Raw genomic sequence first — 14,304 nt, 5'->3', positions numbered from 1 at the left:
AACAGATAAAATACATATCATGCATTAATTTCATGGACATTACAGTAATTCTATATTATTCTATCAAAAGTGATTACATAATTTACAATAAGGTGGTAGAAAGATGAAGAAATCATTTAAAGTTTTATTTTCAGTTATTTTAGCTATGGTAATGTTGTTATCTGTTGTTCCTGTTTTTGCGGAGGAAGCAGCTTGGTCAGAAGTTGCTAGTATGAATCATTCAAGAGTTGACTTTCAAACAGAAGTAATTGATGGAAAGATATATGCAATCGGTGGTAGAAATAATAATGGAACTCTATCAAACGTAGAAGTATATAATCCACAATCAAGTACATGGACAGAAGTAGCCAGTATGAATCAAGAAAGATATTATCATCAAACAGAAGTAATCGGAGGTAAAATCTATGCGGTAGGTGGTACTGATGGTTCAGTAGATTTTTCAAGTGTAGAAGTATATGATCCAGAGGGAAATACATGGACAGAGGTTGCAAATATGAATCAAGGAAGACATTATCATCAAATAGAAGTAATTGATAGAAGGATATATGCAATCGGTAAAATAGGCTCAGGTTATACAAGTGTAGAAGTATATGATATAGAGGAAGATACATGGACAGAGATTACAAGTATGAATCTAGGAAGATATAGACATCAAACAGAAGTAATTGATGGAAAAATTTATGTAATTAGTGGTAGCCCAGCTTATACAAGTGTAGAAGTATACGATCCAGAGGCAGACACATGGACAGAAGTTGCAAGTATGAATCAAGGAAGATTAGATCATCAAACAGAAGTAGTAGATGGAAAAATATATGCAATTGGTGGATATAAACCTAGTAGTTCTTCTATAAGAGAAGAAGTATATGATCCAGAGACAGATACATGGACAGAGATTGCAAGTATGAATCAAATGAGAGAATCTCATCAAACAGAAGTAATTAATGGAAAAATATATGCCATCGGTGATGGTTTAAATAGTTCAAGTGTACAAAAATATGATTTAGAAACAGATACATGGACAGAGATTACGAGTATGAATCAAGGAAGAAACTACCTTCAAACAGAAGTAATTGATGGAAAAATATATGCAATTGGTGGTAAAAATGGTTCTCTGTATTTATCAAGCGTAGAAGTATTAAATTTAAATTCATTTTCAAGCCCTGATACTCCAATAAACCTAACAACAGAAGCAGGAGACTCACAAGTAACTCTTTCATGGGATGAGGTAGAAAACGCAGAATACTACATCTTAAAAAGATCAACCACACCCGGAGGGCCATATGAAGTAATAGATAATGAAATATTTGGTTCATCACTTGTAGACACAAGTGTAGAGAATGGTACAACCTATTACTACGTCATATCCGCAGTAAACGCAGCAGGGGAAAGCGAAAACTCAAACGAATCATCAGCAACACCAGAATCAACAGCTGCCATCAACAATGGAGCAATATTAGTCATTGTTATGGAGAATGGACTAGAGAAAGAATATGATTTGACCATGAATGAGGTTGAGGACTTTATTAACTGGTATCAAAGTAATCTATCAGTAGCATATGCCATAGAAAAAACAGGTAACATGGGACCATTTTTAAATAGAAAAGACTACATTATCCATGATAATATACTTACCTTTGAAGTAAATGAATATGAAGTAACTCAATAATTATTAGCTTAAGAGTCTCAGAAATGGGGCTCTTTTTGTTTGGGGAAATATCATTCATATGTGTTAGGGAAGGAAATTAAGATGAAAAAGAAAGAATATGTAAAGTAACAGATAAAATACATATCATGCATTAATTTCATGGACATTACAGCTATACTATATTATTCTATCAAAAGTGATTACATAATTTACTATAAGGTGGTAGAAAGATGAAGAAGTCATTTAAGGTTTTATTTTCAATTGTTTTAACCATGGTGATGTTATTATCTGCTGTTCCTGTATTTGCGGTAGAAGAAGGGGTTTGGACAGAGGTTGCTAGTATGAATGTAGGTGTATATGCATTACAGACAGAAGTTGTAAATGGAAAGATATATGCTATCGGAGGAGCTGGTGAAGTTTTATATACTAACAAGGTGGAGGAATACAATCCTATTACTAATACATGGGTAGAAGTCGCAAGTATGAATTATAAAAGAAGATACTTTCAAACAGAAGCTCTAAATGGGAAGATTTTTGCGATTGGTGGAGATCCTAACGGCACATCAGCAGAAGTTTACGATCCTGCGACTGATACGTGGACTTCACTTCCACCATTAAAATATAGTAGGAGATATTTTCAAACAGAAGTTGTAAATGGTAAGATTTACGTCATTGGTAATTCTGAAATAATGGAGGTTTATGATCCTATAACAAATACTTGGGATGAAGTAGCTAGTCCGATGAATTATTTGAGAGTAAATGTGCAAACTGAAGTTATAAATGGGAAAATATATGCTATGGGTGGATATAACGGTGAATTTTTAAATAGTGTGGAGGTATATGACCTTATATCCAATACATGGACCCAATTACCTAGTATGAATGATGCAAGGAATTATTTCCAGACAGTTCTGTTAAATGGAGAAATTTATGCAATTGGTAGTAGTGGGAATGCTAGTAATACATTAAATACAGTTGAAAAATATAATCCTATCACTAACATATGGGCAGAAGTTGCTAGTATGAATAATTACAGAGGTGAATTTGAAGCAAAGGTAATTGATGGGAAAATATATGTTTTTGGTGGAAGTGACCAACGATTTAGTCCAACACAATATTTAGATAGTGTAGAAGTATATGATCCAACAAGTGATACTTGGACTGAACTTTCAAATATGAACTACTCAAAAGGTAGATTTCAAACTGAATTATATAATGGTAATATTTATACAATAGGAGGATATAGTGTAAGCGGTACTCTAATAAATAATGTAGAAGTATTAAATCTCTATCTACCTCAAATTCCTAACACTCCATCAAACTTAACAGGAGAAGCAGGAGACTCACAAGTAAATCTATTATGGGATCTAGTAGAAGGTGCTGACAGTTATACAATAAAAAGATCCACAACACAAGGTGGTCCATATGACATCATAGCAGAAGGTATAACAGGTACAACTTATTCAGATTTAGATGTAGAAAACGGAATAACCTACTATTACATGCTATCCGCAGTAAACGCAGCAGGTGAAAGTGAAAACTCAAATGAAGCATCAGCAACACCAGAAGCAACAGTTGTAGAAATCAAAAATAGAGCAATTTTAGTCATTGTTATGGAAAATGGGCTAGAGAAAGAATATGATATAACAATGAATGAAGTTGAGGACTTTATTAACTGGTACCAAAGTAATCTATCAGTAGCATATGCCATAGAAAAAACAAGTAACATGGGACCGTTTTTAAATAGAAAAGACTATATCATACATGATAATATCCTTACATTTGAAGTGAATCAATATGAAGTAACTCAATAAATGATATTTATTTTAGGGGTCTCAGAAATGGGACTCTTTTTTAGTTTATACGAACCATTTACATACGCTAGTAAAAGCGTGAAAGAGGAAAAATTCTGCTTAAATCAACATAAATTACTCAAATTATCCATTAATTACATGGACATAGCAGTTAGTGTATATTATTCTATCAAAAGTTATTACATAATTTACTATAAGGTGGTAGATAGAAGAAGGAGTTTTTGTAGGTAATTGGACAGAGTACAAAGTTAATATAACCTAACATATTTGAAGTGGCTAGTATACAAATGCATAAGGAGAGAAATGAATGATCAAAAAGGTAATGAATGGGAATCGTTCAGTAAAAACATTAATTTTAATATTCATTATAAACTCTATGTTCAACTTTAATATATATGCAACAGAGTTAGAGAATGGTGGATTAATTGATGGGGTTTCGACAGGAGCGTTTTCCACAGATATAGGAGTTCAATTATATTGGGATAGTATAGAAAATGCAGAAAGTTATCATGTGAAAAGGGCTGAGGTTTCTGGAGGTCCTTATGACTTAATACTTGAAAATACGAATATCCTCTCTTACTTTGATTTAAACATAGAAAGTAATCGTACATATTATTATGTTGTTACACCTATAATCAATGGTGTTGAAGGAACGGACTTAAGTGAGATGATTGTTCATGTTGGAGAATTAATAAATCAAAACAGAGCATTTCTAGTGATAACAAGTGTTGAGGGATTTAAAAAAGAATATGATCTCAACATGCAAGAAGTAGAGGAATTTATAAATTGGTTTGAACATAACCTTCAGCAAGGTAATAATCAAGCGATATATACAATGAATAAGATAAATGAAAATGTTGGGATAGAATATGAAATCCAGTTTAGACTGGATGAGATATTAATGTTTGAAGTGAAGGAGTATCTCGGTCCTCCTGAAAATTTTAGCTTCATTACGATGGATGATGCTATTAAAGTATCTTGGATGGAAGTGCCTCATTCATTAAGTTATGAAATTGAAATTGATGGACAAGAAATAGTACAGGTAGATGAGCCATTTTATATACATGAGAATCTGTCATTAAACAAGCAACACTATTATAGAGTTCGTTCTAAATCTGAAAACTTTAAAAGTGAGTGGTCTACTGTTCATTCCTACATTAACTGGGGCGATCAACCTACTTTGGTATTTAGTATTGAAGAATGGGTTTTTGATACTTCTATTAGGAAAGAGACTAAAATTGCTTTAAAAGGAAACAATTTACAAGATGTTTATACAGCTCAATTTGAATTAAATTATGATCCAAAATTAATAAAGATAAATGAAAACACTGTAAAAAATCTATTTAATTTAGAAGAGTTGAGTTATCTTTCTTATGAAATAAATGAAGGTTCAGGTAAGATTAAAGTTCTCGTATCTAATTTAGGGAATCAGATTGGTAAAGATGGAGAAATAAACTTTTTCCAAATTGACGGTACATTATTATTGAATCAAGCAGCATTAAGTATGTCAGAGGTTATACTCGTCACATCTCAAGGTGAATTTATTGAAATAAAGCCAGCACAACCATTAATAGTTAATGAGCTGATTCGTGATAGATAGACAATATCTTACTTGTAGAAGGATATAATAGGGGTACCCAACTTTGAAATACTTTTTAAATAGAAAATATATTACTACGAGAAATACTTTATTGATCATCATCATGACTTTAATTTTTATAGGACAATTATTTTATATCGAGGATAGTATAGCTAAAGTCATAGATATAGATGAGTCATTAGAGCATAGCAGTACTACAAATAAACAATATACTAATGATTTTGAAGAAAAAAGAGAGTTTACAAATGGACAGTATTCAGGAGTAGAACAACTTGTAAATGTTGAAGAAGGTTCAGAAACTCGTTCTGATACATACGATGTGAGTAAGACATTTAATAAAACTAAATCCAATACAATAACTAATTATTATGATGCAGAAGGAAATCTCACGGATACTACTTACTCTCAGGATAAACCGAATGTTGGAAATAGCTACACTATTAATGAAGATAATTATTCAGGTAGTATCCCAAGAGTAGATACTACATGTACTGATCCTATAACAATAACTCTTTCAGATGGAGAGTATAAAAAAGTAAAAACTTCCACTATTTTAGTGGAGAATTGACTAAGACTGTTACACAATATTATCTAGTGGTATTTTACACAGGTGAATATAAGGGTAGCAATAGTTACTATGATATTGTAGCAGCTGAATACATGCCACAAAACACTAATGATATTGGACGTTTAACAGGAACTATGCAAAAAGCAATTAATTACGAGAATTGGGATTTTGAGACGACATGGTCAATCGAAGAAGGCGTCTCGTATCCTTATTTAACGGGATTATCTGTACCAGATAAAGTAAGACCTCTTAAAACACCAGTATATGTTGAAATGATAACTACTGATTCTTCAATAGAACTAATCTGGGACAATGTAACTAATGCTACAGGATATCAAATTGAAGTTAATGGAGAGGAAATCATAGAAGTATTAGATCCAACTTATATACAGGAGAATCTTCTAGCAAATACTCAATATTACTATCGTATTCGAGCAATAAGTGAGGAGAAGAAGAGTGAGTGGTCCAAAATTCATTCAACTATCACTTGGAATGATGATCCAGTTCTCGTCTTTGAAAATAAGAAATGGATTGTTGACGATGAACTAGATCAAAACTTCGAAATAGTATTGCAAGGAAATGCTTTAGTTGATTTATATACAGCTGAATTCACTTTAAACTATAACCCTAACATTAAATATAACGGAAGAGAATTTGTACAATTTGTTTAATGAAAATGAAAACAGTTATTATGCGATAGAGGTTGACGAAGAGATCGGAATTATAAAAGTAATCTTATCGAATATGGGTAATGTGGAAGGATCGCATGGAAGAATAGAACTATTTAAAATGAATAATACAATCATTGGTGCAAATGCTACGATTGAAATGGCTGAAATTACATTAGTGACATCCTCTGGAGATATTTTCACTATCAACCTAGCAGAATCTATTAAATTTCATCCTTTATCATTATTTTAAAAAAGAAGGTAGTAAACTAGTAAACCCATAAAGAAATTTGCATATATAGTGTGGATACCAAATAGAATTGGTATCCACCAGAATGCAATGCTATTCGGAAGACATTTACACTTAGGAGGAGTATCAATTGAGTCAGAATTGGAAAAATAACAAGATGGAAAGACTTTGTTCATATATTTTATTAATTATCATCACGACTTTTATTTTTTTAGGACAATCATTTTTTATTCAAGATTCTATCAGTGCAAAAATTGTAGAAATAGAACCGGGTTTAGAACAGAGTAGTACTACAAATAAACAATATACGAATGATTTTGAAGAAAAAAGAGAGGTTACGAATGGGGACTATAGTGGTATAGAACAACTTGTAGACGTTGAAAAAGATACAGAATTAAAAACGAATACGTTTAATGTGAGTAAGACGTTTAATGAAACAGATTCCAATACAATTACCAACTTTTATGATGCAGACGGTAACTACAAAGGTGTAGAATATTCAGCTGGAACGGATAATATAGGGAATACTTACGAAATTAATGAAGATGGTTATTCAGGAAGTATTCCAAGAGTAGACACTACCTGTACTGACCCTAGAACGGTAACTAGCTCAGATGGATCATATAAAGTGATAAAGACTTGTACAGCCCATTATAGTGGACTATTAACTAAGACGGTTACTGAATCTGAGCTAATAGATTATTATTTCGGTAAATACGAAGGGCTAATATTTCATATAAATACTAAAGAGCAAAACCTAGGAACCCCAGTGAATTCAGAAGGTGTAAATGAACCCGTTAATATCGTTACAGGTAATTACTACGCTTCCGCATCCGATCTAACCATTCCTGATTTAGGACTAGCTTTAGAAGTAAATAGATTCTATAATTCATTAGACCAAGAAAGTGGTTTAATAGGGAAGTCATGGAAGTTTAGTTATGAAAGCTTCTTAGAAGTAGATTCTATAGATAATGTCACCATTACATATCCTGATGGTCGTAAGGGATATTTTATGTTGGATGAGGAAACAGGATTATATATTGCACCTCAAACAATTTTTGATACGTTAATAAAAAAGACAGATACGTACGAATTGACATGGCAGTCTAATAAAGCTACATATATTTATGATATGGATGGTAAGTTAATTGCCATTCGTGACCGTAATGACAATACGGTTACACTGGAATATGATGAATCAAATCAATTGAGTAAAGTAATTGGTGCGAGTGGAAATCATCTTTCCATCAACATTGTAAATGGACGAATTCATGCTGTTACAGATGCGATAGGAAGAACGATCGAATATACGTATGTAAACGACGAACTTAGACAAGTGAAAGGTATAGGTGGAGGGACAACAACTTATACATACAACTCACACGGTTTAACGTCAATAACAGACGAAAATGGGAATACTTTCATAAATAACGAATACGATCCATTTGGACGTGTCATCCGTCAGTTAGATGCTGATCAAAATGTGATAACGTATGACTATGATGATGTTAATTATATCAACACTTATACTGTTCAAGCGACGGGTCGCAGTGTAAGTTATGAGTACAATGAGAGGTTGTATATCACTAAAAAGAGTTTTGATGATGATACTTATGAGCAGTATGGATATGACGAATGGGGAAATCGCATTTCTGTTAGAGATCGCAATGGAAATATAACTCAATATGAATATGACGAAAGAGGAAACTTATTATTAAGTACTTCTCCGAGTCCATTTTCATATCAAAATATTTATGAATATGATGCATTCAATAATCTAGTATCCGTTACTAGACCTAATGGACAACAAACCACTTTTGGTTATGATAATAACCATAATTTAATTAAAACAACGAAACAAATAGATGATAATAATCAAGCAATCACAAGTTATACCTATGATTTATCTGGAAGACTAGAAACGATCACTGATGCTGAAGGTAACGTTCAAACCTATACATATGGTACTAGTAATCAGCCCATTGAAGCCATTGATCGGGAACAGAATATGGTAAGTTATGTTTATGATGAAGTAGGGCGTATTCAAACATCCACCAATGTTGATGGTACGATAAGTTTTGAATATAATGACAACAATAAAATTGAAAAAATAACAGACGCTGAAGGTCATATCACTCGTATGAAATATGATGTGCGAGGGAATTTGATCAAAACGATTTTTCCAGAACAGTATGATGAAAATACGGATGATGGCATAGGAACTTCATACGTTTATGATGCATTAGACAATCCGATTCAAGTGATTGATCCGTTGGATAATGTCATTGCAATGAAGTATGATGTCGATGGAAATAAAATAAAAGATATTAATCCGAATCAATATAATGCAGCAACGGATGATGGAACTGGAATTAGCTACAAATATAATGACAAGAAGCAAATCACTCATGTGACTTATCCGTCCGGTCAGCAGTCAAGCATTGTATATGATGGTGTCGGTAATATTATTAAAACGATCGATGCGAATCATTATGATGAACAATCAGACGATGGAAAAGGGATGCAATATTTTTACGATGAAATGAATCGTTTGATCGAAGAGAGAGATCCTGAAGGAAATGTAATCAAGCGTTATGTGTATGATGAAAATAATTTTGTAACAAAAATCATCGATGTAAAAGGGTATTTAAGCGGGAATGATGATAGTTTCCGTTATGGAACCCTCTATACATATAATTTAACGGGATGGCTATTAGAGCAAAGAGTTCCTTTAAAACAAGATGGAGACACCGTATTATATCGTATTGCAACCTACGAATATGACAAATTAGGTCGTATTGAAAAAGAAAAGAAATCAACAGAATATGTCACAGAAGATAGTGAGCCAACTTCATGGCATGAGATCCAATATACGTATGATGGGAATGGTAAAGTGACATCAGTAGTGGATTCAGCTGGTGCTCATATGGAATATGTATATGATGCTTTTGGTCGTACGATTTTAGAAAAAGTTAAAATGGATGACCAGCAATGGGGGATAAAGGGGTATGAGTATAATGCTGCAGGCAGATTAATTCATACATGGAATGAAATTGATGCAGAGGATGTCATTCATGGTGGTACTGAATCTATTAAATCCCAAACAACCAGAGATTATGACGGTAATGGAAATCTCATCAAAGTCACCTCTCCAGAAGGATATGTAACAGAATTTATTTACAATGAGGCCAATCGATTAATTGAGCAAAGGCAAGAGGTACAAGAAGATCAAATTGATGTACTAAGTACAAAAGCTATCATTGATGGCAGAAAAATAGTATATCCTGAACAAACTTATGAATACAAGCTAAAACTACAACCTGATGGTGAGATCTCTTCATACTCAATAGATGTAGAGTACGATACTCGTATATTGGAATTAGTAGAGATTGGTTCCATAGAAGAAAATACGAGTGTGAATAGTGATACGTTAGGAAAAATACATTTTCAAGCCGAAAATGCAAATTATACTGAAGAAAACATACTGGGTTCTATGGTATTCCGAGTAAAAGAAAATACATTAGGGACAGGTTATGTTACGATTTCTCCTACTTCCACTTATGTGGATGGAGAAGGAACGAGTTATCAGTTTACAGAAGTGATTGGACAGGCTGCAGAAGCAAGAATACCGGACATGAACGATAACAGCTTAGTAGAAACAAACGATTTTACCTTTACGGCATTGTTAGATCAAGTCCAAATCAATCAACCTGAATATGAAGAAAAATATGACATCAATGGAAATCGTCTTATTGACGTACCTGACTTAGATTACATTAAAGATTGGTTGTTTGCAGACAAAACGAATGTCATGCAAGATCTTTCACGAACTTATTTTGCTGAAAAACAAACATCAAGCGTCTATAAGGTGGATACTGCAACAGTAACCCGTACGATTCAATATGAATATGATAAAGCAGGGAATTTGATTAAAGAAATTGACCCCAACGGACATGTTACAACCTATATCTATGATGCTTACAATCGTTTAATTGAAGTAATAGATCGAGAAAATGGAAGAACAAAACTTGAATATGATGAAGTAGGTAATGTCACCAAAGAAGTTCTTCCAGAACAATATGATGAGAATTTAGGTGTTACCTATAGTTATGATAGTTTAAACCGTTTAGAGATGACTACGAATGTTTTAGGGAATGTCATTCAGAAAAATATCTATGATGTCAATGGTAATCTCATCAAAGTGATCGATGCTAATGGATATGATTCATCTGATAGCGATGACTTAAGGTATGGATTGGAATATACATATGATATTGGAAATCGTTTGTTGACATTAACCACGCCTGAAACAAAAAATGAAGGTATAACTAATAGCCATTACACATATAACGCATTAAATCACGTACTTACTTATTCAGACGGATTAAATAACACAACTACCTATGTAAGAGATATTTGGGGTAATCCTTTAACCGTCACGAATGCAGAAGGTTATACATCTGAATTTAAGTATGATTTGGCTGGCAATTTACTTTCATCAACAGATGGTAATGGGAATACAATGAATTATGAATACAACCAGTTTCATTTACTTAAATCGATTACAGATCCATTAGGTCAGACAGTGAGTTATGTGTATGATTTAGAAGGTCGTCTTCGTACAGAAGTAGATCGTAACAATCAAACAATAGCCTATGTTTATAATCGTGATCATCAGCTAGTCACTCGTTCAATCGAAGGTGACGAAAACAGAGAAAAGTTCCTTTATAATAAGGACGGAAGTATACTAGCAGCTATTAATGACAATGGAGTGAATGAATATCGCTATACTGCAAATGGATATTTAGCATCAGAATGGAGAAATGGTCAACAAATCCTGACATACGAATATGATCAGAATGGGAACATTGTTGGATTCGTGGAGCCCAGCGGAGATTGGACTCGGTACTCCTATGATGATCACAATCGAATTCAAAAAGTATTTGATGGAGAAGAACTATTAGCAACATATAACTATAACAAGGATAGTACAATTGCAAACACACAGTATTCAACGGGAATACAATCCGATTACACCTATGACAAGGATTTAAACATCTTAGGTTTAACTCACAAAAATACTCAAAATGAGATCATATCACAATATGTGTATACCTATGATGTCAATGGAAATCTGTTAAGTGAGATAGAAAACGGAGAACTAACCGAATACACGTATGACAAGTTAAATCAGTTACATACCGTATTCAGAAATAACGAGTTAGAAACTTATACCTATGATGCTATAGGAAACCGCATAGAAAAAATCAAAGGAACAGACACGACGACATACCGTTATGATCCAAACAATCGTCTGTTAGAACAAATTCTCAATGGCACTCAGACTACGTTTACCTACGATCCAAACGGAAACTTGTTAAAAGAAATCACAGGTGAACAAGAAAAAACGTATACGTATGATGGATATAACCGATTGATCCAAACGTTTATGCCAGATGGAACATGGATGGATTATGATTACAATGCACAAGGATGGCGTCATGCGATAAGTGAAAATGGAATTCGTTCTGAATTCACAGAACATTTTGGACAAGTGATTCTTGAGCAAAATAATGTAGGTGAAGTAGTAAATAGAACCCTACGTGGTTATAGCATCTTAGCACAGCAGGATCACAAGGATAACTCTGGTTATTACTTGCAAAATGGTCATGGTGATGTTGTTAGCATCGTAGATGGAACTGGAAAAATTCTTAATGCTTATGAATATGATGCGTTTGGAAATACAACCAACGCCATAGAACAAGTAGCCAATCGATTCCTTTATGCAGGGGAACAATTTGATGCTATTACAGATCAATACTATTTAAGAGCAAGATACTACAATCCACAAATCGGACGATTTACACAAGAAGATACCTTCCGTGGAGATGGATTGAATTTATATGTGTATGTTTCGAACAACCCATTGAGATATATTGATCCTTCGGGGTATTGGAAGGATGATATTACATCATATCTTGTAACTTCAATGGACTTTAGTAGTAATTTCATTCCATTTGCAAATTCAATTCCAGATACTTATTTTGAAGGTGCAGCTAATTCAGTTTATGATTCGGGTGAAGGTATTGTATATATGTTTATTCATCCAAAACAAACACTTGATGGTGCCGTATATGCTATTACAAATCCAGATGTAATAATTATTGAAGCATATGAAGGTTCAATAGAAACGATAAGTGATCTTCCGAATAAAAGTAAAGAAGAAATTGAAGAATTGATAGGTTATTCACTCGCTGATTTAATTAGCCCGGCTAAGAAAGTAGATGCTGTTGGTGATGTGGCATCTATTGGTAAAAAAATAAATGATAATGATAGTGGAAGTAATAATGATACAGATAGCAATATTGATATTGACTGCATCATGAACTGTTTTACTGCTGGAACGAAAGTTCTTACTGAAGATGGAGAAAAACCGATAGAAGAGATACAAGTAGGGGATAAAGTTCTAGCTAAAGATGATGTAACAGGTGAAATGGGATATAAGGAAGTTGTAGGACTTTTCCAAAGAGAAGCCAATGAAATCTATTCTCTATATATTGAAGATGAGATCATCGAAGTAACAGCTGAGCATCCTTTCTGGCTTGATGGTGAAGGTTGGACGTTGGTTAAAGACTTACAAGTGGGTGATTATCTTGTAAGTACTGATGGTTCAATTAAAGTCATTGATAAAATAGAAATAGAACAGCGTAACGCAACAGTGTATAATTTTGAAGTAGAGGATTATCATTCTTACTTTGTATCTAACCTTGGGATTTGGGTTCATAATTGTAGTCCTACATGGAATGGCTCTGGTCCAGCACCAGGTGTAATTGGTGTAAACGCTAACTCTAAATCTGTAGAGGCTTTAAAGAATTATTACCCTAAGAACGATGGGGTAGAATTTGTTTTTGATGCAAAAACTAATACGTTTGTGGTCGGCAGTCCAAAAAGTGGTTCATTCGAAGGTTCTCCACATCAAAAGTTAGCACAAACAATAGGAGCTGACGGTGGGGAAAATACACTTGGAGGGACATTTAGTAGAGGGAGTAATGGTGAAATTATTACGACCGAAAATAGTGGGCATTACGGCACGAATTGGACTTCTGAATTAAGGCAACAGTATCAGGATGTAATGAAAAGTTATGGTATAGAAGTACAACATGAGAAATGGGTGAACCCTTAATGAGAGATGATTTAAGAAGCATATTTTCAGAATTATCTTCTGAAAAACATATTACTACCGAATTAATTAATACAGATGTAGTAAAATGGATTCCAATCCTTCCTATTGGCAAGTCTAGTAGGAAAATGGGTATTTCAGAAAAGGGGTGTTGGGTAGTAGAAATAGCCACAGGGTTATGTGAATTATTAGAACCTCGCTCATATTTGTATGTATTGATTATACTTGAAGAAAATATTGATGAAATTCGAAGTAAGTTAGCTGAATTTTTCTATCGTTTAAATATTTCAGCCAATATTGATACTATATTTCCATTCGCAGAGATAATCAAATTCGGGTTCCAGCAGCAAGATGAATATTGGGTAAAATTGGCTTTTGATTGGTACAATCATCTTTCTTTAATAAAAAAGAAATCATTGAAGAGTACTTTAGAAAAGTTATCAATGTCAAAAAGAACCACTCAAAAGTTACGTAATATGGCGAGAAAAGAGGTAAAAAATTTAAATAACATTTAGATAATTAATTAGATAGATTAACAACTTCTTGGTTTCAGAAAATCCCCCTTCAAGTAAACAGTAT

Annotated in this window: 8 protein-coding genes; all 8 read left to right on the top strand. The window is 33.3% G+C overall.

Annotated elements, in window-relative coordinates; all coding sequences use genetic code 11:
* Positions 1–103: 103 nt before the first annotated feature.
* Entirely contained in the window at positions 104–1,666 is a 1,563-nt protein-coding gene (locus VQL36_RS20445; protein WP_349251050.1) for a Kelch repeat-containing protein, read from the top strand.
* Between the two features lie 209 nt (positions 1,667–1,875).
* Positions 1,876–3,459, top strand: coding sequence for a Kelch repeat-containing protein (locus VQL36_RS20440; protein WP_349251049.1), 1,584 nt, complete (start codon positions 1,876–1,878; stop codon positions 3,457–3,459).
* Positions 3,460–3,766: 307 nt separating this feature from the next.
* On the top strand, positions 3,767–5,059 hold the full coding sequence (locus VQL36_RS20435; protein ID WP_349251048.1) for a cohesin domain-containing protein: 1,293 nt from the start codon (positions 3,767–3,769) through the stop codon (positions 5,057–5,059).
* 43 nt (positions 5,060–5,102) lie between these two features.
* The gene (locus VQL36_RS20430; RefSeq protein ID WP_349251047.1) at positions 5,103–5,627 is read left to right on the top strand and encodes a hypothetical protein; all 525 of its coding nucleotides are present in this window, start codon (positions 5,103–5,105) and stop codon (positions 5,625–5,627) included.
* Positions 5,624–6,298: a fibronectin type III domain-containing protein gene (locus VQL36_RS20425; protein WP_349251046.1), complete on the top strand. Its 675-nt coding sequence runs from the start codon at positions 5,624–5,626 to the stop codon at positions 6,296–6,298. Before VQL36_RS20430 ends, VQL36_RS20425 begins: the two co-directional genes overlap by 4 nt.
* On the top strand, positions 6,291–6,548 hold the full coding sequence (locus VQL36_RS20420) for a hypothetical protein (RefSeq protein WP_349251045.1): 258 nt from the start codon (positions 6,291–6,293) through the stop codon (positions 6,546–6,548). Before VQL36_RS20425 ends, VQL36_RS20420 begins: the two co-directional genes overlap by 8 nt.
* A 127-nt stretch (positions 6,549–6,675) precedes the next feature.
* Positions 6,676–13,728, top strand: a complete 7,053-nt coding sequence (locus tag VQL36_RS20415) for a polymorphic toxin-type HINT domain-containing protein (protein ID WP_349251044.1) — start codon at positions 6,676–6,678, stop codon at positions 13,726–13,728.
* Complete coding sequence (locus VQL36_RS20410; RefSeq protein ID WP_349251043.1) at positions 13,728–14,240, top strand: hypothetical protein; 513 nt, start codon at positions 13,728–13,730, stop codon at positions 14,238–14,240. The genes VQL36_RS20415 and VQL36_RS20410 overlap by 1 nt, the downstream gene beginning before the upstream one ends.
* Positions 14,241–14,304: the final 64 nt, after the last annotated feature.

Source organism: Chengkuizengella sp. SCS-71B (genome assembly GCF_040100845.1).
GTDB lineage: Bacteria > Bacillota > Bacilli > Paenibacillales > KCTC-33759 > Chengkuizengella.
This window is presented reverse-complemented; position numbering and strand designations above follow the sequence as displayed.

Excerpts from the sequence above, each read along its gene's own strand:
- VQL36_RS20445 (WP_349251050.1), top strand. The coding sequence starts at position 104 with ATGAAGAAATCATTTAAAGTTTTATTTTCAGTTATTTTAGCTATGGTA.
- VQL36_RS20440 (WP_349251049.1), top strand. The coding sequence starts at position 1,876 with ATGAAGAAGTCATTTAAGGTTTTATTTTCAATTGTTTTAACCATGGTG.
- VQL36_RS20435 (WP_349251048.1), top strand. The coding sequence starts at position 3,767 with ATGATCAAAAAGGTAATGAATGGGAATCGTTCAGTAAAAACATTAATT.
- VQL36_RS20410 (WP_349251043.1), top strand. The coding sequence starts at position 13,728 with ATGAGAGATGATTTAAGAAGCATATTTTCAGAATTATCTTCTGAAAAA.